Here is a 21,294-nt window from a genome sequence, read left to right as displayed (position 1 = left end):
CGCCGTGGCGACCATAGCGACATGCAGGTAAACAAGATTGCAATTGGAGACTTATTCGATGCCAGCAGCCTATATCGTCGACGCAGTCCGTACAGCCGGAGGCCGCCGCGGCGGTCGCCTCGCCGGCGTGCACCCGGTCGATCTCGCCGCCAAGTCGCTCGACGCGATCGTCAACCGCACCGGGATCGACCCCAATGCCGTCGAGGACGTCATCATGGGTTGTGTCAGCCAGGGCGGCGAGCAGTCGATGCAGGTCGGCCGCAACGCGGTGCTCGCGAGCAAGACGCTGCCCGAATCGACACCCGCCGTTACGATCGACCGCCAGTGCGGATCGTCCCAGCAGGCCATCCAGTTCGCCGCGCAGGCCGTCATGAGCGGGACGCAGGACGTCGTCATCGCCAGCGGTATCGAGAGCATGAGCCGCGTGCCGATGGGCTCGACCGCCATGTTCCACATGAAGGAAGGCCTCGGAAACTACAAATCGCCCGGTCTCGAGGAAAAGTATCCCGGCATCATGTGGTCGCAGTTCATGGGCGCCGAGATGATCGTCAAGAAGCACGGCTTCACCAAGGACGACCTCGATCGTTTCGCGCTCGCTAGCCACGAAAAGGCGATTGCAGCGACCAAGTCGGCCGCATTCGAAGCCGAGATCGTCCCGGTCGAGATCGAAACGCCCGATGGCGATGCCATGCACACGGTCGATGAAGGCATCCGTTTCGATGCCACGCTCGAAGGCATTGCCGGCGTCAAGCGCCTGACCGAGGATGGCGCGCTGACCGCGGCGACATCGAGCCAGATCTGCGACGGCTCTTCGGCTGCCCTGATCGTCTCGGAAGAGGCGCTCAAGACCTATGGCCTGACGCCGATGGCGCGCATCCACAACCTTACGGTGACTGCGGGCGATCCGGTCATCATGCTCGAGGAGCCGCTGTTCGCGACCGACCGCGCGCTCGAGCGTGCCGGGATGAAGATCGGCGACATCGACTTGTACGAGGTGAACGAGGCCTTCGCTTCGGTGCCGCTCGCCTGGCTCAAGCACACCGGCGCCGACCCGGACAAGCTGAACGTCAACGGCGGTGCGATCGCGCTCGGCCACCCGCTCGGTGCGAGCGGGACGAAGCTCATGGCAACGCTCATCCACGCGCTCAAGGCGCGCGGCCTCAAATACGGCCTGCAAACGATGTGCGAAGGCGGCGGCGTCGCCAACGTCACCATCGTCGAAGCCCTTTGATTTATCTGAAACGGAGAGAGAATTCATGGAAGTAAGCAGCAAGACCCCGGCCGTCGTGACCGGTGGTGCATCCGGCCTCGGCGAAGCGACCGCGCGTGCGCTCGCAGCCAAGGGTGCCAAGGTCGCGATTTTCGACCTGCAGGAAGAAAAGGGCAAGAAGGTCGCCGAAGAGATCGGCGGCATCTTCTGCGAAGTGAACGTGACCGACGAAGCCAGCGTGGATGCCGGTTTCGCCAAGGCACGCGAAGCCCACGGGCAGGAGCGGATCCTGGTCAATTGCGCCGGTACGGGCAATGCCATCAAGACCGCCAAGCGCGACCGCAACACGGGTGAAATCAGCCACTTCCCGCTCGACGCGTTCAACTGGATCATCCAGATCAACCTGGTCGGGACTTTCCGTTGCATCGCCAAGTCGGCGGCCGGCATGATGACCCTCGATCCGCTGTCGGAAGACGGTGATCGCGGTGCGATCGTCAACACCGCGAGCGTCGCGGGCGAGGACGGCCAGATCGGTCAGGCGGCCTATTCGGCGTCCAAGGGCGGCGTTATCGGCATGACCCTGCCGATCGCGCGCGACCTGATGAGCGAAGGAATCCGGGTGAACACGATCCTTCCCGGCATCTTCAACACCCCGCTGATGAATGCTGCCCCGCCGCAGGTGAAGGAAGCGCTCGCCGCCAGCGTCCCGTTCCCCAAGCGCCTCGGCAATGCCGAGGAATATGCCCATCTCGCCATGACCATGATCGAGAACGGCTACTTCAACGGCGAGGACGTGCGCCTCGACGGTGCGATCCGCATGGCGCCGCGTTAATCGCAGCTGCCGCAGAAAACGAAAGCGCCGCCTGCTCCATCGTGGAGCGGGCGGCGCTTTTCATTGGTGCAGGTGAACGATCAGTAGTCGGTCTGCATCAGCCTGATCGTGCCGGCCCAGTCATCCTGTTCGGCGGCATCGGCAAGCAACACGGCGGCATCGCCGCGCGCTGCCTTGCCCTTCGGATCGACGTCATCGCCGAGGATGACGGACCCCGTCGGTCCATCGTCGGTCAGAGCAACAGGGCGCAGGATCGCATATTCAAGACCGCTGGCCTTCAGATGCTCGTCCGCATCGTGTTTTGCCTGCAGGTAATGCGCGAGTTCGCTCTCGGGATCTGGATCGTCTGCGCCGACCGAGCTCAGCATGACGAACCGGCGAACGCCGCTTTGCGCGGCAATGTCGACGAGCCTGATCGCACCGTCGCGGTCGACCTTGTCGGTCATCTCCGCGCCGGTGTCGCCGCCCGAGCCGGCTGCGAAGACGACCACTTCGCAGCCCTCGGCGACGTCGTCCTGCAGGTCGGTCAGGTCACCCTGGCGCAGCGTAACGCCGTCGGGGAGCTTGTCGGTGTCCGACGATTTGCGCACGAGCGCGACCGGCTGCTGACCGCGCTCGCACAGTTCCTTGACCAGGCGCGTGCCGGTGTTGCCGGTTGCACCGGCGACGAGAATTTTCATCGAGATGTCCTTTCTGGATCGCTTCACGAGGGAAGGAAGATGGCTTTCGCATTGACGAATTCCTTCATGCCGAAGCCACCGTGTTCGCGGCCGTACCCGCTGTCCTTCACGCCGCCGAAGGGCATGTTGGGATCGGCCGCACCGAAGGAGTTGATGCGGATCATGCCGGTGTCGAAGTGGTCGCGTGCAAGCCTGATCGCTTTGTCTTCGTCCTTGGTGAAGATGCCGCCGCCGAGGCCATAGCGGCTGTCATTGGCGATGCGCATGGCATCCTCGTCGTCCTTGGCACGGATGATCGAAGCGACGGGGCCGAACAATTCGTCGTCGTAGGCGGGTGTACCCGGCTTGCAGTCGGCGAGCACGGTAGCGGGGTAGTACCAGCCGTCCGGATCGTCTTCCGGATCGCCGCCGCACAGGAGCGTGCAGCCGCCATCTAGGCTCTTCCGGACCTGCTTAACCAGCGTATCGAACTGTTCCTTGCTCGACACGGGGCCAAGCTGGGTATCCTCGCTCGTGGGGTCGCCCATCTTGGCGGCTTTCATCCGCTCGACGAAGGCCTCGACGAATTCGTCGTAGACCACGTCGGTCACGATGAAGCGCTTGGCCGACACGCAGGTCTCGCCATTGTTGTAGAGGCGGCCCATCACGCACGTCTTCACCGCCAGATCGATGTCGGCGTCTTCCAGGACGAGATAGGCATCGTTCGAACCCAGCTCGAGCACTGTCTTCTTCAGCGCTTCCGCAGCGGTCTTGCCGATGTGGCTCCCGGCCCCGTCGCTGCCGGTCATGGTAACGGCGCGCACCTTGTCGTGCTGGATGATCGCATCCGAAACGTCATGATCGACCAGCACCACGTCGAACAGGCCTTCGGGCAGGCCGGCCTCGAGACACAGGTCGCGCAGCAAGAGGCCGCTGCCGGTGCAGATCGAGGCATGTTTGAGGATGCAGGCGTTGCCCGCCATCGCATTGGCTGCCAGCACCCGCACCGGCTGGTAGAGCGGGAAATTCCACGGCTGGATCGAGTAGATGACGCCGATCGGCGAATAGGTGACGATGCCGCGCTTCTTGCCGCCGGAGTGGGTGCGCTCCTCGTCGGCGAGCTTGGACGGACCCTCGTCGGCGGTGTACTCGAAGATGCGGGCGCAGATCTCGACCTCGGTCTGCCCGTCCTTCAGCAGCTTGCCCATCTCGCGGGTCATCATCGCGCTGATCCGGTCCGCATTGTCGCGGAGCACCTTGGCGATCTTGCGCAGCACCTCGCCGCGTTCTTCGTGGCTGCGTGTGCGCCATTCGAGGAAAGCCTCGTGCGCAGCCTCGATCTTGGAAAAAGCTTCGTCCTTCGACATGAGGTCGTAGGTCTCGATATCTTCGCGCGTCGCGGGGTTATTGGTGGTGATCTGAGCCATGAAGGGCTGCCTTTTCGTTTCTTTGGGAGAGGGGGTTCGCTTCACTAACGGTGCGACGCTGGGTGTCGTTCCTGTCATTTGCCTGCAGTCTCGCCCGCGCCTATCGAAATGACCGAATGATCAAGCCTGCCACTGCCGCTTATGCAGATCGCTCGCGAGCCCGCCGTGTCTGACGGGCAACTTCTTGCCAGCACCATGCGTGATGTGCTCCACCGCTACGGAACGACCGGGAGAGATTCCAAATGACCGATTACACCCAGATCAGGCTCGAGAAGGCCAACGGGATTGCCACGCTGACCCTGTACCGTCCGGAGAAGATGAACGCCTTCACCGGCACGATGATGAACGAGATGATCGCGGCGATGGACGAAACCGATGCCGACGATTCGGTTCGCGCGGTCATCATCACGGGCGAGGGCGAGCGCGCCTTCTGCGCCGGTGCGGACCTGACGCCCGAGGGCGGCGGCCACGTCTTTTCCGACCCGAACCCGGTCGATGACCTGTCGGACGAGCGCGTGCGTGATGGCGGTGGTCGGCTCACATTGCGGCTGTTCAAGTCGAAGAAACCGCTGATCGGCGCCTGCAACGGCGTGGCCGTGGGCGTGGGCGCGACGATGCAACTGCCGTTCGACATCCGGCTTGCGAGCGACAATGCGCGCTACGGCTTCGTCTTCGCCCGGCGCGGCATCGTGCCCGAAGCCGCATCGAGCTGGTTCCTGCCGCGGCTCGTCGGAATGCAGACCGCGCTGGAATGGTGCTTCACCGGACGGATCTTCGACGCGGCAGAGGCGAAGGAGCGCGGGCTCGTGCGCTCGGTCCACCCGCAAGGCGAGCTGATGGACGCAGCGATCGGTATCGCTCGCGAGATCGCCGACAACACCTCGGCCGTATCGGTCGCGATGACCCGGGCGATGCTGTGGCGGATCGGCGGTGGCGGCCACCCGATGGACGGCCACAGGATCGACAGCAGGGCAATCTACCGCCTGAGCCGCAGCGCGGATGCGAAGGAAGGCATCGCGAGCTTCCTCGAGAAGCGCGCGCCCGCCTATCCGGATACGGTCAGCGGCGACATGCCCGACTTCTACCCGTGGTGGGACGAGCCCGTTTACGAGTGAAAAGATTTCATTTGAAACAAGAGGCTTGTGCGCGACAGGACCGCCAGTAAGCTTGCTTTCGATGGGAGCGAAAGACACTCTGAACCAGCCGCTTGCGGACTTCCTGCCGTACCAGCTGTCGATCGCTTCCAACGCGGTCAGCAGCCGGATTTCGGAGCAGTATCGCGCGCGTTTCGGTCTCAAGGTACCGGAATGGCGGATCATGGCCGTGCTCGGCGATGCGGGACATCTCACGCAGCGCGACCTGACGGCGGCGACGCTGATGGACAAGGTGGCGGTCAATCGCGCGTGCAAGGTTCTCGAGGATCGTGGGCTTGCCGTGCGCAAGCCCAACAAGGATGACGGCCGATCGCATCACCTCGAGCTGACCGAAGAAGGGCGCGCGATGCATGGCGGGATCATGCCGCTGGCACGCGCGATGGAGGCGGAGATCGTGTCGGGCTTCACGGACGAGGAACTGACCCAGTTCTGCACCTTCCTCGCGCGCGTGCGCAAAAGCGCCGGCGAACTGGATTGCGATAGCCTGGACGACTTCGCGCCCGAATGACGTGACCTTCCGACAGAAAAAAGGGGCCGGAACGCATCTGCGTCCCGACCCCTTTTTTGTCGCTGTCGGACCCCCGCCTAGCCGCGTCCGGGCTTGGCCGAGAAGGCATCCGCGATCGAACAGGCCGCCGGGCCGAGAATGACGATGAACAGCACCGGCAGGATGAACAGGATCAGCGGCACGGTCATGATCGCGGGCAGGCGCGCAGCCTTTTCCTCGGCGCGCATCATGCGCTCGTTGCGGAATTCCGCCGACAGCACGCGCAGCGCCGAGGCGAGCGGCGTACCGTAGCGTTCGGTCTGGATCATCGTGGTCACGACGCCCCGCACCGCTTCGAGATCGACACGATAGGCGAGGTTGTTGAACGCCTTGCGCCGTTCGTTGAGGAACGACAGCTCGATCGCGGTCAGCGCGAATTCGTCGCCCAGTTCGGGATAGGCGCGGCCGAGTTCCTTGGCGACGCGGTTGAATGCGGCATCGACGGTGAGACCCGCTTCGGCGCAAATGACCAAGAGGTCGAGTGCGTCGGGCAGGCCCTTGCGGATCGCGTCGGATCGCTTCGTCGAAAGGTTCGAAAGGAACAGCTCGGGTGCCTTGTAGCCCAGGATCACCGTGCCGGCGAGGCCGCCGAACCGCTTGAAGTCGCCCCACTTGGGGAACATGTCGGACATGTAAAACAAGTAGAATCCGAGCAGGCCGAAGACGATCGGCAACACCAGGCGCGCCATGATGACGAAGACCGCCAGTTCCTTGTTGCGGATACCGGCATGGGCGAGCTTCTGCTGCACGGCCTCGATCTGGCTCGGCTGCAGCACTTTCATGCTGTTCAGCGCTTCCTTGATCTTGTCGGTCGTGTCGGTGCGACGAACGAGGCTCTGGCGCTTCTTGGCGTTGGCGGTGACGATGCCCGCCTTGAGCTCGTCGCGCCGCGCATTGAGCGACTTGACGCGCTTGGCCATCGGGTCCTTCACGGTGATGGCGGCATAGACCGCCATGATCATCGCGAAGGCGGCGATCCCGGCAAGGATCGTGCCGACGAGAATGACGTCGAAGCCTAGGAGCGTGGGGCCGGCTGGATTGTCGATCATTGTCTTGCGTCCGTCCTGCTCAGATTTCGAAGCTGACCATCTTGGCCATGATGAAGGCGCCGATGCTCATCCATACGAGGCCGCCGAGGCCGGTCACGATCAGGCGATCGTCGGTGAAGAACCCGGCGAGGTATTTGGGGTTGATCCACCAGACCAGGCCGAAGACGATGAACGGCAGCGCGCCGACGATGTAGGCCGATGCTTTCGATTCCGAGCTCATGGCGCGGATCTTCAGCTTCATCTGGGCGCGCTTACGCAGCACGTCCGATAGGTTGGACAGCGTCTCGGCCAGATTGCCGCCGGTCTCGCGCTGGATGGCGAGCGTGATCGTGAAGAAGTTGAATTCCGCGATCGCCAGCCTGTCGGCGGTTTCCTGCAGAGATTCCTCCATCGTGCGGCCGACCTTGATGCGGTCGACGACGGCCTTGAATTCCTGGCCCACCGGACCCGGGACTTCCTGCGCCACGACGGCGAGGGTTTCCGTCACCGGCAGACCCGAGCGAAGGCCGCGCACGAGCAGTTCGATCGCGTCGGGAAACTTGGTGTTGAACGCCTCGGTCCGCTTCTTGATGAAGCGGCCGACGATGAAGTGGGGCAGGCCCACGCCGACGAACAGGCCGACGACCAGCGACATCAGCAGGGCGTTGGTGCGCAGGAACACCACCAGCGTGATGAACAGCGCGATGCCGAGCGACACGTAGATGTACTGCTGTACGGTCCAGCTCTTGCCGGTCCGGTCGAGGCGCCCTTCGAGCGCTTCCAGCCGCGAACCCGACCCGGCGATGCGGTGCATCTTGGGCTTGCGGGCGGCGATCGCCTTCTTGAGCTGCGATTCGACCTTGGTGCTGGTGCTTTCGGAATGGCGATAGCGCAGCGCCTGCAAGCGCCGCTGGCTTTCCTTGGCAGCCGACGGGCCGGCGTAGGCCAGGTAGCCCACGAAAATCAGGGTCGTCAAACCACCCACGAGGAGCAGCAGCTGGGTAATGCTCATGCCGTCGTCCCGCCTTTCCTACACATTCGTTCTGCCGGTTGGCCGGAGAGCATCGCTGCCCTCCGGCACTCGGCGACTTACTCGGCGTGAGCGGCTTCGCTCGCGCCCTTGTCCTTCTTCGCCAGCAGCGACTTGATGTCGAAACTGCCGAGCAGCGATTTCTTGGCCGGCTCGCTGTCGCCTTCGCCGTCGCCCGCACCGATGATGCGGTCGGCGATCTGGCGCAGCACCGCAGTCGCCTTGCTGCCCGAATTGGCTTCGGCAAAAGTCTGGCCGAGCTTGGCAGCATTGGTCGCGGCCTTGATGTCGTAAGGCATCACGAAGTCGATATCGCGCTCGATGGAGGCTTCGAAGTCGGCCTTGCTGATCTCGCCTGCGCCGGACTGGACCTTGTTGGCGACGACGATCGGTATCGCGTGCATCGCATTGGTCTTCAGCCACGAGAGGATGCGGATCGTGTCGCGGGCCGCGGCCAGCGTCATTTCCGTTGTCACCACCACGACGTTCACGTCGGACAGCAGATGCGGGAAGTTGATCAGCATGTTGCGCGGCATGTCGATGACGGTCATCGAGAACGCCTGGCGGAACTCTTCCTCCAGTTGCAGGAAGGCAGCCCCGTCGGTCATCAGCGGCGCGTTGATCGGCGCTTCTGCGGACAGGATCGCCAAATTGTCGTTCGCCCGGATCATCGCGCGTTCGATGAACAGGCCGTCGATCCGGCTCGGATTGTCGATCGCGTCGGTCAGCCCGCGACCCGGCTCGAGGTCGAGCGCGAGCGCGCCGGTCCCGAAGTGGATGTCGAGGTCGAGCAGGGCCGTCGGCAGATTGTGCTTGTCGCCGAACATCCAGGCCAGCGAGGTCGCCAGCGTGGAGGCACCGACGCCGCCGCGCGTGCCAATGATCGCGGTCGAGATGTGGTGCTTGGCCGAGTCCGGATCGTTCGACTTGGGCGCGGCGAAGACCGCCTGTGCCTGGTTGAGGGCATCGCGCACCGCGCTCGCCGACAAGGGCTTGAGCAGGTAGTCGTGGATGCCGCTCGCGAGCAGGTCACGATAGAGACGCACGTCGTTCACCTGGCCGATCGCGACAACGACGGTGCCGGGCTCGCAAACCTCGGCAAGAGCGTTGATGTCGTTCAGCGGGTCGCCGCTTTCCGACAGGTCGACCATCAGGATGTTCGGACTCGCCGACACCGAGAGCGACTGGATGGCGTTGCGAAGGCCACCCTTGTTGCACTTCTCGGGCTGCCAGCCGAGTTCGATCGCCACCGGGCGCAACACGTCGAGCGATGTCTCGTCGCAGATATAGGCGGCAAACGGGTCGCGATTGCCTGCGGGTTTGAAAGGAGCATTCATCGTCGTGTTCCCCTGCGTTATTCGGACTTGTCCGAGCGATAGCTCCGGATTGCCTTGGTCGAGCTCATCACGACCGTCTCGCCCGTGCCCTTCTGGCCGGTGATGAGGTCTTCCGGATTGGCGACCATTGCCGCCAGGTTGCCGTTGATGGCGCAGCCGTGTCCGGGGTGGGTGCCGTTGGTGTAGTTCATCTCCGACTTGACCGACCAGTCGGGGCAGCCCGGAACCGATGCGAGCGAGCGGGTGATGACCACGCGCGCCTGGCCGGCAGGGACGATCCCCTCCGTCACCGGAGCACCGCGGCTGACGATGATGCCGTCACGGCCCGCGATCTGGTTGATCGCGTCGTAGGTCGCGGCGCTGGCCATTGGGTCGTCGATCGAGACGCGGTCGCCGAAGCGAAGATCCATCGTCTCGAACCAGTCGGCGAGCCGCCGCTGTTCTGCGAACGACAGGCCATCGGCGCTGGTTTTAACATCGAGGACGTAGTTGGTCCGTTCGACGACCGGCTGCTTGGTCGAATAGACCGAGCCATTTTCCGGCATCCCGCCGCAGGCGGTCAGCGCCAGGCTGGTCGAGATGGCGAGGGCGATTGCGGGCGCCTTGGCCAGTTTGCTTTTGAATGCAATGGGCATCGTTCTCACCTTTCTCAGTTCAGGCTGAAGCCGGGCTTGGCAGCATCGCCAGCCTGCTCGGGACGGGTCTTGACGTCGGCTGCGGCCTGCGCCGGGCGATTTTCGCCGGGCACGCCGCTCGGCGGCGCATAGGAGATGGCCGGAGCCGCCCCGCCGTTGTCGCGCGCGGTGGGGACCGGTCGGCCTCCGCCGCTGACGCCGTCGTTGTCGAAGTAACCCAGCACCTGCTGCGCCACGTTGGGTGCGCGGTAGCCATCGGTCGGCAGGCGGATGTCGTTCGCATCTGCCGGCGTGACCAGGTACGGCGTGACCACGATCACCAGCTCGGTTTCGCCCTTGCGGAACTCGGTCGAGCGGAACAGATTGCCGAGGATCGGGATGTCGCCCAGGCCCGGTGCCTTCTCAATCGCGTTGTTCGAGGCGTTCGACAGCAGACCAGCGATCATGAAGCTCTGGCCGGAGCCGAGCTCGATCGTCGTTTCCGCACGGCGAACGGTGAGCGCAGGAATGGTGAACCCATCGACCTGCACCGCGCCCTGGCTGGTCAGCTCCGATACTTCGGGCCGCACGCGCATCGAGATGCGGCCATTGGCCAGCACGGTCGGCGTGTAGGACAGGCTGACACCGTACTTCTTGTACTGGACGGTGGTGGTCCCCAGACCGCCGCTCTGCGGGATCGGGAATTCGCCCCCCGCAAGGAAGTCTGCGGTTTCGCCCGACAGCGCGGTCAGGTTCGGCTGCGACAGCGTCGAGACGAGGCCCTGCGTTTCCGCAAGATCGAAGGCGCTGGCGATGTCGAGGCCGAGGAGGCTTCCGAACAGGCCGAGGGTGGAACCCTGGCCGTTGCCGGCGACACGGCTGGCACCGCTCGGTGCGGAGCTGAAGCCCACGCCGAGGCCACCGGGGCTGCCCGGCGTATACTGCGGAATAGCCGCACGACCGTTGGTGATCCCGAACTTGAAGCCGCCGGTCGTGTCGACCGTGGCGAGGTTCGCACCAAGGGCGCGGACCAGCGTGCGGCTGACTTCGGCGAACTTCACCTGCAGATTGACCTGCAGCGGCGTCGCCATCTTGAGACGGCTGATGACGTTCATGCCTTCGCCGGTGAACGCCTGGACCAGCCGCTCGGCCTCGGCAGCGTCTTCCGGCGCTGCGACCGTGCCGGTCAGCAGGACCGTGTTGGTCCCCATTGTAGCGACATTAACCTTCGCCTCAGGCATCGCGAGAGCGAGCATCTGGTCGATGCTGTCGATGTTCGACCCGACGCGGATGTTTGCCGCCCAGATCACGTCGCCCGCCGCGTTGCTGGCATAGACGGTGGTGACACCGCCCGACTTGCCGAACACATACAGCTGGTTGCGCGACTTCACCTGGACGTCGGCAATCTTGTCGTTGGCGATGAACACGTCGGTCATCGATCCCGGAACGGTGACCAGTTCGCCGCGACCGATCGAGAGGACGATGTCCTGCGCCGGGCGGACGACCGACTGGGCGGTCGCGGTGGTGGTCGGCAGTCCTGCCAGCGGCGCGAGCGCCAGGCTGGCAAGCAGCAGCTTGGAAGTAAGACGGCGTTTCATGGTTGTGCCCCTCACGTTGGATTCCCTGTTGAAAGCGATCGTCATGTCGCGTCTTTCTCTTATTCTTCGTTCGCGTCGGACTGGGCAGCCATGCCCTGGGCCTTCACGGCGGCTTCCATCATCTGCTCGAACATCGATGCCTGAGCCGCTTCTTCCGGATTGGCCGAACCGTTGGCGCCGATCTTGACCGAGCTGGTGCTCTTGCCGCGAGTGACGCGGACGACCGGGCCGGACGGGGCCTTGGCCGGGCCACCGAAGAAGGCCTGCGCGATCTGCGCGCCGCCGTCGTTCGACGAACCGCCGCCGCCATTGCCGCCACCGCTGGTGCGCGGCGGAACCGAAGCACGCTGGAAGCGCGAGACGTCGCCACCGGTGACGAAGGTGGAGGAGCCATCGTCCGGGCGGCTCATCGCTTCGCGCAGGATCGCTTCCTCTTCTTCGGGTGTCGCGCCCTCGGGAACGGTGACATCGCCGTTGGCGAGCGCGCGTTCGAGTTCGCCCTGGCTGTCTGCGATCGAGCGCAGGGTCAGCGTCAGGCGGCCGAGCGTCTGGGCGACTGCGATCTTTTCGGCGATCTTGGGCGTCGCTTCGACGGTAACGGTGCGGAACTTGCGAACGCGGGTCTTGCCATCGACGGTTTCCTGCGACGTGCGCTGGTCGGTCGCGAGAATGCGGAGGTTGCGCAGGATCGTCTCGGTCGTTTTCAGCGCCGGGCCGTCGCCCTTGACCGTCTGCGAAAGCAGCAGGTCGACCCGGTCGCCCGGGAAGACGAAGCCGGCAACACCGGCCTTAGCGGAAACGGGAATGGTTACTGCCCGCATGCCGGGGCCGAGCGCCGCAGCAAGGAAGCCACGATCGCCAGGCGCGACGAGCGAGCCCTGGGTGACAGGTTCGCCGGCCGTGACCGGGTGACGTACCACGGTGCCGAGCAGCTTGGTCATGTCGGCCTCGCCGTCGATGAAGTAGGCATCCTGCACGAGATCCTTGGGCCACGGCTGGAAACCCAGTGCGTCGGCGGTGATGATCGTGCCGGTCGGCAGCGTGCGCTGCGCGACGAGGACCTTGGGACCTGCGGGTACCGCTGCGGCTTCCGCCTGCGGAGCCGAGGCACCTGCGAACATGTTGCGCGCTACCAAAGCCGTGCCGATCGCAACGATCAGCGCGCCCAGCAGCAGAACCAGCTTCTTCCTGTCCATGGCTCTAAAGCCCCCTCATTGACCCGGCCTGTTCCGGGCGATCATAGTTTTCGGAACTAGGCCCGAATTGGTTAAGATCGGGTTGTCAGCCCATTCCCATTTGTTGACCGGCTTGCGGCAGGTACTGGGTTCCCAGCACCCACAGGCCGCCGATTGCGATGGCGACGCCGTATGGAATTGCGATCCGGTCGCGCTCGCGGCGGATGACGTGCCAGCCGCCGACGATCACCGTCAGCACGCCGCCGAAGATGGCCATCACGATCACGAGCTTGAGAAAATCCGCCGGCACGATCCACAGCGCCAGCGCGGTGAGCAGCTTGACGTCGCCGCCACCCATCATGCGCAGCGCGAACAGCCCGGCGAGAAGCGCGAACACGCCCGTTGCCACGCCCAGCTGGATCGCCACTCCCGGCCACAGCGACAATCCGCTGGCCCACCAGAAGAGGGGTGCGGTGAGGGCGATCCCTGCGGTCAGCCAGTTGTCGATCTGGCGACGGCGAATGTCGGTCGCGGCCGCGTAAAGCAGCGCGATTGCCAACAACACCAGCAGTCCGTAGTGGAAAACACCGCCCTGCATGAAACCCCCCGAATTCCCCTTGGGAGGCATGGCTACAGAATAGTGCTTACCAAAAAGTAACCACCCGCAGGAGGATGGTATTAGCCAAGCAGACGAAACCCCGGTGCAGCCCATCGATCGGCGCCGCATTCCGGCCATGGCGCGCGAGGCACATTGGCAGGCCGCAGACGGTCATTCGATCCGGCGGATCGACTGGCCGGGCGCCGGCGAAGAGCGACGCGGCTCGATCCTGTTCCTGCAGGGACGGGGGGATCACTACGAGAAGTACCTCGAAACGCTCGAGGAATGGCACCGCGACGGCTGGCGGGTTACGTCATCTGACTGGCGCGGCCAAGGGGCTTCGGGGCGGCTCGGCGCGGACGCGGTGACGGGCCACATCTCGGATTTCTCGCGCTGGATCGACGACCTCGCGTTTCTCTGGGAGAGGTGGAAGGCCGAAACGCCGGGGCCCCATGTTCTCGCAGGCCATTCGATGGGAGGGCACCTCGTCCTTCGCGCCGCGGCCGAGCGCCGCGTCGATCCCGATGCCATGGTGCTGTCTGCGCCCATGCTCGGCTTCACCAACCAGCACCTGCCGGTCGCGCTGATGCATCTCGTCGCCAAGGGCATGGCACGGATCGGCGATCCGCGCCGGCCGGCCTGGAAATGGAGCGAGAAGCCGGGCGAAATGCCGGCATCGCGGGCCAATCTGCTCACGCATGACCAGGATCGTTACGAGGACGAGGCCTGGTGGCGCGAGCATCGCCCGGACCTCGTCATGGGCCCGGGCAGCTGGGGCTGGGTCGAGCGTGCCTACGCCTCGATGCGCGGCCTGTTCGAGCCGGGAGTCCTGGAAGGGGTGAAAGTCCCGGTCCTGCTGCTCGCCACTTCGAACGATCAGCTGGTCGACATCAAGGCCATACGCGAAGCTGCCCGCCGCTTGCCGCATGGCGAATTGGTCGAGTTCGGCGAGGAAGCGCATCACGAGATCCTGCGCGAAGTCGACGCGGTGCGTGATCGTGCGATGGATGCGGTCGCCAACTTCCTGGCCCAGGTCGCGCCCGCACGGTGAAGCAAGTTTACGATATAGCGATCGTCGGGGCGGGGATGGCCGGCGCGAGCCTTGCCGCCGAAATCGGGCGTGCAAGCGCCGGAGCCACATCGGTCGTCGTGCTCGAGGCCGAGGAGCGGCCCGGGTATCATTCCACCGGGCGATCGGCTGCTTTCTGGGAGGAATGCTACGGCGGGCCGGAGCTCGTCCCGCTGACCCTGGCATCGGGTATCTACTTGCGCGAACACGGTTTTCTCACGCAGCGCGGCGCGCTCTACCTCGGGCGCGAGGAAGACCGGGCCGCGCTCGATGCCTTCATGGACGGCTTTGCCGACACCGGGGCGACAATCCACCGGCTGGGACGTGCGGCCCTGGCAGAGCATATCCCCGGCGTGAGGCCCGAATGGACCGGCGCCGTGTGGGAACCGGCCTGCGCCGATATCGACGTGGCGGGCCTGCACCAGCATTACCTCGCAATGGCGCGCAAGGCCGGGGTCGACCTCGTGACGCGCGCGCGCCTCGCCGAAGCGCGCAGCACACCGGACGGGTGGGAGCTGAAGCTGGAGAGCGGGGCCGAGCTCGGCGCCAGCATCCTCGTCGATGCGGCGGGCGCCTGGGCGGATCCGGTCGCCACGATGGCGGGCGTCAAGCCGCTCGGCATCCAGCCCTACCGCCGCACGGTGGCGCAGCTGCGCGTCGATCCCGCCGCGCCCGGCGATCTTCCGTTGTGCCTCGACATTTCCGGGCGGTTCTATTTCAAGCCCGAGGGTGGCAGCGTCTGGCTCAGTCCGCACGACGAGACGCCGACACCCGCCGTCGATGCGGCGGCCGAGGAAATCGACGTCGCCATGGCGATCGACCGCTTCGAAAAAGTCGTCGACTGGCAGGTGAGGGCGGTCGAGCACAAATGGGCGGGGCTCAGGAGCTTCGCCCCCGACCGCCTGCCGGTTTACGGCTTCGATCCGGCCAATCCGCGGTTCTTCTGGTTCGCAGGCCAGGGCGGCTATGGCATCCAGACCGCGCCGGCTGCTGCCCGCCTCGCCTCGCAACTGATCCTCGGGACCGATCGCGACGAATTGACGAGCGGCCTCGATGCGGCGCTCTACACCCCGGACCGGGTGGCCTAGCCAAACGCCCGTCATTTGATAGACTGCCCCCTCTGCAACGCGAGGGAGAAGCAGGTGGCTCATCACTTCAAGATCAAGAAGAACAAGAAGGGCGAGTACGTCGCCTACTTCATGTACAATTCCGAAACGATGTTCTGGACCGAAGGCTATTCGTCCAAGGCCAGCGCCCGGAACGCGATCGAATCGATCAAGAAGAACGGCCCCGGCGCGGACACCGTAGACGAGAGCTGATCAACCGACGCGGGCGATTTTGTCCGCCTCGTCGCTCGCAAGCCGGTCGGCCCGCTCGTTCTCGGGATGGCCGCTGTGGCCCTTGATCCAGTGCCACGAGATCCGGTGCGACCCGCTCGCCTCGACCATCGCCTCCCAGAGGTCCTGGTTGAGCACGGGCTTCCTGCCGGCTGTTTTCCAGCCCCGCTTCTGCCAGCCGTGAATCCATTTGGTGATCCCGTCGATCACGTATTTGCTGTCAGTGTGGAGCGCGATCTCGCACGGGTGCCGCAGGGCTCGCAGCGCTTCGATCACCGCGGTCATTTCCATGCGGTTGTTGGTCGTCTCGCGCTCGCTGCCGGACAATTCCTTCTCGTGCGCGCCCATGCGCAGGATCGCGCCCCAGCCGCCGGGGCCGGGATTTCCCTTGCAAGCGCCGTCGGTGAAAATCTCTACTCGTTTCATGCGAAGGCCGCTGTCCCTTGCGCACGATAGAAATCGAGCCGGCGCAGGAACGCCATCGGGTCCTTGCGCGTGACCAGCGCATCGGCCGGCGTTCCGATCCAGTCCTCGGCCCGGCTCGCGACGAAGCGCAGGCAGGCTCCCTGCGCCAGGATCGGCAGGCAGGCGCGCTCGCGCGCTGACAGGGTCCGGATGCTCTCGTACCCCTCGACCAGCGCCGTGCCGACATCTTCCGAGAACGTCTCGCCGGCCTTGTCGAAACTCCACGCCGCGTGCGTAACCGCGAGGTCATAGGCCATGGCGTCGGTGCAGGCGAAATAGAAGTCGATCAGCGCCGAGACATCCGCACCCAGCATCAGCACGTTGTCGGGAAACAGGTCCGAATGGATCACCGAGGCGGGCAAGTCGCCAGGCCACTGCGCCTCGACGTCAGCGGCGAGTGCAAGGGCAGCGGGCAATCGCGGATCGATGGCGGCAAGAGCCACCTCGCCGCAAGCCTCCAGAACCCGGCGGCTTTCCGCAATACCGAGCGTGTTGGTGCGAGCTCCGTCGAAGTCCCGCGCCGCGACATGAACGCGTGCCAGTGCGACCCCGACCGCGCGTGCCTGCGCAGCCGTAGGGTGATCGACCGACACGCCGGGCAGGAACTCGATCAGCGCCACGGCCTTGCCGTCGATCGTGCGGAAGGCGGAGCCTTGCCGGTCATGGATGGTTCGCGGGACCGGGCAGTCGTGTGCCGAAAGGAAATCCAGCAGCGCGAGGAAGAAGGGCAAGTCCTCGATCTCGATCCGGCGCTCGTACATCGTCAGGATGAACCGCGTGCCTGCGCTCGCGCTGCCGGTCGTCTCGACCAGCCAGTTGCTGTTGGACACGCCCTCGGCAATGCCCTTGGCCGAAACCAGCCGGCCGACATCGTATTGTGCGATCAGCTCGGCCAGATCCTCGGCGGACAGGTGTGTGTAGACGGCCACGAGGCTTCCCCGGGTGCAGTCAGTCGGCGAGCTGGCGGGGCAGCTTGAAGACCATTTTCTCTACCGCGCTTTCGATCGTGCGTTCCTCGATCGTGCGGAACTCGGCGAGCCGGTCGACCACTTCGCGGACCAGCACTTCGGGCGCGGAAGCCCCGGCGGTCAAGCCGATCGTGCCGATTCCTTCGAGCCATTCCGGCTGGATGTCGCTCGCGCGCTGGATCAGCCTGGCGTTCGTTCCGCAGCGTTCGGCGACTTCGACGAGACGGACCGAGTTGGAGCTGTTCGGCGCGCCGATCACCAGGACCAGGTCGCTTGCCGGGGCGATCTGCTTGACCGCCGTCTGCCGGTTGCTGGTCGCGTAGCAGATGTCCTCGCCCTTGGGGCCTTCGATATCGGGATAGCGTGCCTGCAGTGCCGCGACGATGTCGGCGGTATCGTCAACCGACAGCGTCGTCTGCGTGAGGAAGGCGAGCGGGGTATCGGATTCGAACGGCAGTGCGGCGACATCGTCGACCGTCTCGACCAGCGTCATGGTGCCGTCGGGCACCTGCCCCATCGTGCCGACGACTTCGGGATGGCCCGCATGGCCGACAAAAACGATATGGCGGCCTTTTTCCAGCTGGCGTTCGGCCTGCCGGTGGACCTTGCTGACCAGCGGACAGGTCGCGTCGAGATAGTAGAGTTCGCGCCGCTCGGCCTCGGCCGGGACCGACTTGGGCACGCCGTGCGCGCTGAAGACCACCGGGGCACCGTCCGGAACTTCGTATAGCTCCTCGACGAAGATCGCACCCTTGGCTTCGAGCCCTTCGACCACGAACCGGTTGTGGACGATCTCGTGCCGGACATAGACCGGCGCGCCATAGCGCTCGAGCGCGCGCTCGACGATCTCGATCGCCCGGTCGACACCGGCGCAAAAGCCCCGGGGAGCTGCGATCAGCAGGGTGAGAACTGGGCGGTTTTCGACCGCCGGCGGGGATTGCAATCCGGCATTCATACGCCGCCCACTAGCGCTTTGCCGCGCGTGCCGCTAGGGCGAGCCGCAGCAAAAACACAAAGGATCGACCCACGATGAAAGTGTCCGTTCGCCTCTTTTCCGGTCTCGCAATCGCTGCCGCGCTCGCCGGATGCTCTCGCGAGGGCGAACTGGTCATCCAGGATGGCGTCGGCATCACCGCCGTGCGCACGGCCTGCCCGGCGGTCGGAATTCCCGACTACACCGGCAACGTCACCTTGTTCCGCACGCCCGCTTCGCGCGCCGCATCCGACATCGACGTGGTCGCGAACATCACGAATCTGCGCAGCACCTGCGACGATACCGGCGCGAAGGTCTATGCGAACGCCACCTTCGACGTGCTGGCGCGGCGCACCGACGTGCGCGGCAGCCGCCGTGTCGAGATGCCCTATTTCAGCACGGTCGTGCGCGGCAACTCGCAGGTCGTGACCAAGCGTATCGGCACGGTCGTCCTCGATTTCGCGGACGGGCAGGAGCGCGCGCGTGCGAGCGGCCAGGCCGGTGCCTTCATCGACCGGGCCGAAGCGACCCTTCCTGAAGAAATTCGCGAGAAGATCACCCGCCGCCGCCGCCCGGGCGATCCCGATGCCGCGCTCGACCCGCTGACCGATCCCGAAGTCAAGGCGGCGCTCAACCGCGCGACCTTCGAACTGCTCGTCGGTTTCCAGCTGACCGAGCCGCAGCTGGCCTACAACGCCACCCGCTGATCCGGCACTCGCCGGCACAGGACGCAACCCCTTTGCGCTGCGCCGCGCAACAGGCTAGGCGCGCGCCATGTCCGAAGTGAGCGAAACCAAGACCCTGCACGCCGCCTTTGCGGCGAAGATCGACGCCGTCCTTTCCGCCCTCGAGGCGGAAGGCACCCTGCCTGCGGGCGCGCCGCGCGGCAACGTGACGGTCGAGCCGCCGCGCGACGCCAGCCATGGCGACCTTGCGACCAATGCCGCTATGGTGCTCGCGAAACCGGCCGCGACCAATCCGCGTGACCTGGCGGGCAGGATCGTGGAAAAGCTGGCCGCCGACCCCTCGGTCGAGGAGGCGAGCATCGCCGGACCCGGTTTCATCAACCTGCGCATCTCATCCGACAGCTGGCGCGACGAGCTGCGCAGCATCGCCGCGCTCGGCAAGGCCTACGGCAAGTCGACCCGCGGCGAAGGCGTGCGGGTGAATGTCGAATACGTCTCCGCCAATCCGACCGGGCCGATGCACATGGGCCATTGCCGCGGCGCGGTGGTCGGGGACGCGCTGGCGCGGCTGCTCGAATGGGCAGGCCATCCGGTTACCCGCGAGTATTACGTGAACGACGCGGGCGGCCAGGTCGACGTGCTCGCCCGTTCGGCGCACCTGCGGTATCGCGAGGCGCTGGGCGAGGATATCGGCGAAATCCCCGAGGGCCTCTACCCGGGCGACTACCTGGTGCCGGTCGGCGAGTATCTCGCGGAGGAACTGGGCGATCGCTACAGGGACGCGCCCGAAGCGGAATGGCTGCCGATCTTCCGCGCCGAAGCGGTCGAGCAGATGATGGGCCTCATCAAGTCGGACCTCGCGCTGCTCGGTATCGAACACGATGAATTCGCGTCCGAAGCCGCGTTGCAAGCGGCCGGGAAGCCGGCGCAGGCGGAAGAATGGCTGCGCGGACACGATCTGGTGTTCGACGGCGTGCTTGAACAGCCCAAGGGCAAGGTGGTCGACGACTGGGAACCGGTCCAGCTGCCGCTCTTCCGGTCCACCCGCTTCGGTGACGACCAGGACCGGCCAATCCGCAAGTCGGACGGCAAGTGGACCTATTTCGGCGCCGATCTCGCCTATCATATGCAGAAGGCCGAGGATGCCGACGAGCTGATCGACATCTGGGGCGCGGATCACGCCGGCACCGTCAAGCGGATCAAGGCTGCCGTCGCCGCGCTATCCGAAGGGCAGGGCAAACCGATCCCCTTCGACGTCAAGCTCGTCCAGATGGTCCAGCTGCTGCGCGATGGCGAGCCGGTCAAGATGTCCAAGCGTTCGGGCACTTTCGTCACGCTCGCCGATGTCGTGCAGGAAGTCGGCAAGGACGTGGTGCGCTTCACCATGCTGACCCGCAAGCCCGAAGCGCAGATGGAATTCGATTTCGCCAAAGTGGTCGAAGCTTCCAAGGACAACCCGGTCTTCTACGTCCAGTACGCCCATGCGCGTATCCGCTCGACCCTGCGCAAGGGAGCGGCCGAGGGGCTGGAGCCGTCCGATGCGGCGCTCGACCGGCTGGGCGAGGAAGAACTGACGCTGGTCAAGCAGGCGGCACAGTTCCCGCGCCTTCTCGAGGCCGCCGCGCAGGCGCGCGAGCCGCACCGGATCGCTTTCTACCTCTACGACCTTGCCGCCGAGTTCCACGCTTTCTGGAACATGGGCAACGACCGTCCGGAACTGCGGATCATCCGGCCCGAAGATCCCGAACTGACCGGCGCACGGCTTTTCCTCGCGCAGCAAATCGGGCAGGTAATCAGCAACGGTCTCGACGTGCTGGGCGTCGAGGCGGTCGAGGAGATGTAAAAATGGCCGGGCCGGTCGGTTACGAACAGGACGACGACGGCTTCGGTCGCACCACTCCGTTCGCCTCCGAACAGCTCGTCTTGACCGATCCCGACGACGACCGGTTGCCCTGGCTCGAGGCGAGCGATTACGACGAGCCCGAACGCGGGCTCGATTTCGGGCGGCTGGCCGGTTTCGGATTGCTTCTGCTCATCGTGCTGGCTGCCGCGGCGGGCATCTGGTGGTATCTGTCGAAGGCCAAGGTTTCGGGCGATCTGCAGCCCGTCGGCACCACGATCGCGGCGCCGCAGGGCCCGTACAAGGTCCGTCCGAGCGAGGAAGGCGGCAAGGTTTTCGAAGGGACGGGCGATACCAGCTTCGCCGTTGGCGAGGGCCAGCGGCGCGAAGGCAGGATCGCGCGCACGCAGCCCAAGCCGGCACCCGCAGCCTCTCCCGCCGTCGGGGCCTCGCCGTCGCCGTCGTCAGAGCCCGAGAAAAGCCCCGAAACCGCGCCACCGGCCGCAGGGCCTTCAGTCCAGGTCGGTGCCTATGCCAGCAGGTCCGATGCGGAGCGCGGTTGGCAGACGCTCATGCGCCAGACCGAGAAGCTCAACGGCGTCTCGCACCGGATCGTCGAAGGACAGGCCGATATCGGCACTGTATTCCGCCTGCAGGCGGTCGCGGGCAGCCTGGAAAGCGCCCGGGCGTTGTGCGCCGGGCTCAAGCAGGACGGTGTCGCCTGCCAGGTAAAGCGCTGAAGCGAGG

Annotated in this window: 22 protein-coding genes; 10 read left to right on the top strand and 12 right to left on the bottom strand. The window is 65.3% G+C overall.

What is annotated here, in order from left to right:
- Nucleotides 1-58: 58 nt before the first annotated feature.
- Nucleotides 59-1,231 carry an acetyl-CoA C-acetyltransferase gene (locus GRI48_RS05370; protein WP_160672485.1) on the top strand — a complete coding sequence of 391 codons (1,173 nt, stop codon included), beginning with the start codon at nucleotides 59-61 and terminating at the stop codon, nucleotides 1,229-1,231.
- Between the two features lie 25 nt (nucleotides 1,232-1,256).
- Nucleotides 1,257-2,042 (top strand): SDR family NAD(P)-dependent oxidoreductase, encoded by a 786-nt coding sequence (locus GRI48_RS05365; protein WP_160672482.1) that lies wholly within the window; start codon nucleotides 1,257-1,259, stop codon nucleotides 2,040-2,042.
- Nucleotides 2,043-2,122: 80 nt separating this feature from the next.
- Here the strand turns inward: GRI48_RS05365 and GRI48_RS05360 are convergent, their stop codons facing one another.
- Nucleotides 2,123-2,722, bottom strand: coding sequence for an SDR family oxidoreductase (locus GRI48_RS05360; RefSeq protein ID WP_160672479.1), 600 nt, complete (start codon nucleotides 2,720-2,722; stop codon nucleotides 2,123-2,125).
- A 23-nt stretch (nucleotides 2,723-2,745) separates the two neighbouring features.
- Complete coding sequence (locus GRI48_RS05355; protein WP_160672476.1) at nucleotides 2,746-4,128, bottom strand: NAD-dependent succinate-semialdehyde dehydrogenase; 1,383 nt, start codon at nucleotides 4,126-4,128, stop codon at nucleotides 2,746-2,748.
- Between the two features lie 242 nt (nucleotides 4,129-4,370).
- Between GRI48_RS05355 and GRI48_RS05350 the strand changes: the two genes are divergently transcribed.
- Together GRI48_RS05350 and GRI48_RS05345 are read left to right on the top strand one after the other, a co-directional pair.
- The gene (locus tag GRI48_RS05350; protein ID WP_160672473.1) at nucleotides 4,371-5,243 is read left to right on the top strand and encodes a crotonase/enoyl-CoA hydratase family protein; all 873 of its coding nucleotides are present in this window, start codon (nucleotides 4,371-4,373) and stop codon (nucleotides 5,241-5,243) included.
- Between the two features lie 61 nt (nucleotides 5,244-5,304).
- Nucleotides 5,305-5,790, top strand: a complete 486-nt coding sequence (locus GRI48_RS05345; RefSeq protein ID WP_160672470.1) for a MarR family winged helix-turn-helix transcriptional regulator — start codon at nucleotides 5,305-5,307, stop codon at nucleotides 5,788-5,790.
- 77 nt (nucleotides 5,791-5,867) lie between these two features.
- Here GRI48_RS05345 and GRI48_RS05340 read toward each other — a convergent pair whose 3' ends face one another.
- From GRI48_RS05340 to GRI48_RS05310, 7 genes are all read right to left on the bottom strand, one after another.
- A complete protein-coding gene (locus GRI48_RS05340; RefSeq protein WP_160672467.1) occupies nucleotides 5,868-6,878 on the bottom strand; it encodes a type II secretion system F family protein in 1,011 nt (336 codons plus the stop codon).
- Between the two features lie 19 nt (nucleotides 6,879-6,897).
- The gene (locus GRI48_RS05335; protein WP_160672464.1) at nucleotides 6,898-7,869 is read right to left on the bottom strand and encodes a type II secretion system F family protein; all 972 of its coding nucleotides are present in this window, start codon (nucleotides 7,867-7,869) and stop codon (nucleotides 6,898-6,900) included.
- Nucleotides 7,870-7,946: 77 nt separating this feature from the next.
- Nucleotides 7,947-9,224 carry a CpaE/TadZ family protein gene (locus tag GRI48_RS05330; protein WP_160672461.1) on the bottom strand — a complete coding sequence of 426 codons (1,278 nt, stop codon included), beginning with the start codon at nucleotides 9,222-9,224 and terminating at the stop codon, nucleotides 7,947-7,949.
- 17 nt (nucleotides 9,225-9,241) lie between these two features.
- Complete coding sequence (locus GRI48_RS05325) at nucleotides 9,242-9,859, bottom strand: CpaD family pilus assembly protein (RefSeq protein ID WP_160672459.1); 618 nt, start codon at nucleotides 9,857-9,859, stop codon at nucleotides 9,242-9,244.
- A 14-nt stretch (nucleotides 9,860-9,873) separates the two neighbouring features.
- Entirely contained in the window at nucleotides 9,874-11,436 is a 1,563-nt protein-coding gene (locus GRI48_RS05320) for a type II and III secretion system protein family protein (RefSeq protein ID WP_160672456.1), read from the bottom strand.
- Nucleotides 11,437-11,495: 59 nt separating this feature from the next.
- Nucleotides 11,496-12,632 carry a Flp pilus assembly protein CpaB gene (gene cpaB / locus GRI48_RS05315; protein ID WP_160672453.1) on the bottom strand — a complete coding sequence of 379 codons (1,137 nt, stop codon included), beginning with the start codon at nucleotides 12,630-12,632 and terminating at the stop codon, nucleotides 11,496-11,498.
- An 85-nt stretch (nucleotides 12,633-12,717) separates the two neighbouring features.
- Nucleotides 12,718-13,209 carry an A24 family peptidase gene (locus GRI48_RS05310; RefSeq protein WP_160672451.1) on the bottom strand — a complete coding sequence of 164 codons (492 nt, stop codon included), beginning with the start codon at nucleotides 13,207-13,209 and terminating at the stop codon, nucleotides 12,718-12,720.
- A gap of 103 nt (nucleotides 13,210-13,312) precedes the next feature.
- Here GRI48_RS05310 and GRI48_RS05305 point away from each other — a divergent pair, with 103 nt between their 5' ends.
- From GRI48_RS05305 to GRI48_RS05295, 3 genes are read left to right on the top strand one after another with little or no spacing between them, the layout of a single operon-like run.
- Nucleotides 13,313-14,260 carry an alpha/beta fold hydrolase gene (locus GRI48_RS05305; RefSeq protein ID WP_419956945.1) on the top strand — a complete coding sequence of 316 codons (948 nt, stop codon included), beginning with the start codon at nucleotides 13,313-13,315 and terminating at the stop codon, nucleotides 14,258-14,260.
- Nucleotides 14,257-15,366 carry an FAD-dependent oxidoreductase gene (locus GRI48_RS05300; RefSeq protein ID WP_160672448.1) on the top strand — a complete coding sequence of 370 codons (1,110 nt, stop codon included), beginning with the start codon at nucleotides 14,257-14,259 and terminating at the stop codon, nucleotides 15,364-15,366. Before GRI48_RS05305 ends, GRI48_RS05300 begins: the two co-directional genes overlap by 4 nt.
- Before the next feature lie 54 nt (nucleotides 15,367-15,420).
- Nucleotides 15,421-15,597: a DUF1508 domain-containing protein gene (locus GRI48_RS05295; RefSeq protein WP_160672445.1), complete on the top strand. Its 177-nt coding sequence runs from the start codon at nucleotides 15,421-15,423 to the stop codon at nucleotides 15,595-15,597.
- Here GRI48_RS05295 and rnhA read toward each other — a convergent pair whose 3' ends face one another.
- From rnhA to ispH, 3 genes are read right to left on the bottom strand one after another with little or no spacing between them, the layout of a single operon-like run.
- Nucleotides 15,598-16,041 carry a ribonuclease HI gene (gene rnhA, locus GRI48_RS05290; protein WP_160672442.1) on the bottom strand — a complete coding sequence of 148 codons (444 nt, stop codon included), beginning with the start codon at nucleotides 16,039-16,041 and terminating at the stop codon, nucleotides 15,598-15,600.
- Nucleotides 16,038-17,009, bottom strand: coding sequence for a homoserine kinase (thrB, locus tag GRI48_RS05285; RefSeq protein WP_160672439.1), 972 nt, complete (start codon nucleotides 17,007-17,009; stop codon nucleotides 16,038-16,040). The genes rnhA and thrB overlap by 4 nt, the downstream gene beginning before the upstream one ends.
- Before the next feature lie 19 nt (nucleotides 17,010-17,028).
- Nucleotides 17,029-18,003 carry a 4-hydroxy-3-methylbut-2-enyl diphosphate reductase gene (gene ispH / locus GRI48_RS05280; protein ID WP_160672436.1) on the bottom strand — a complete coding sequence of 325 codons (975 nt, stop codon included), beginning with the start codon at nucleotides 18,001-18,003 and terminating at the stop codon, nucleotides 17,029-17,031.
- Between the two features lie 74 nt (nucleotides 18,004-18,077).
- Here ispH and GRI48_RS05275 point away from each other — a divergent pair, with 74 nt between their 5' ends.
- The 3 genes from GRI48_RS05275 (at nucleotide 18,078) to GRI48_RS05265 (ending at nucleotide 21,287) form a co-directional block, all read left to right on the top strand.
- The gene (locus GRI48_RS05275; RefSeq protein WP_160672433.1) at nucleotides 18,078-18,728 is read left to right on the top strand and encodes a hypothetical protein; all 651 of its coding nucleotides are present in this window, start codon (nucleotides 18,078-18,080) and stop codon (nucleotides 18,726-18,728) included.
- 67 nt (nucleotides 18,729-18,795) lie between these two features.
- Entirely contained in the window at nucleotides 18,796-20,550 is a 1,755-nt protein-coding gene (gene argS, locus GRI48_RS05270; protein ID WP_160672430.1) for an arginine--tRNA ligase, read from the top strand.
- Between the two features lie 2 nt (nucleotides 20,551-20,552).
- Complete coding sequence (locus GRI48_RS05265) at nucleotides 20,553-21,287, top strand: SPOR domain-containing protein (protein WP_160672427.1); 735 nt, start codon at nucleotides 20,553-20,555, stop codon at nucleotides 21,285-21,287.
- Nucleotides 21,288-21,294: the final 7 nt, after the last annotated feature.

The organism is Qipengyuania oceanensis (assembly GCF_009827535.1).
Classification (GTDB): Bacteria; Pseudomonadota; Alphaproteobacteria; order Sphingomonadales; family Sphingomonadaceae; genus Qipengyuania_C; species Qipengyuania_C oceanensis.
This window is presented reverse-complemented; position numbering and strand designations above follow the sequence as displayed.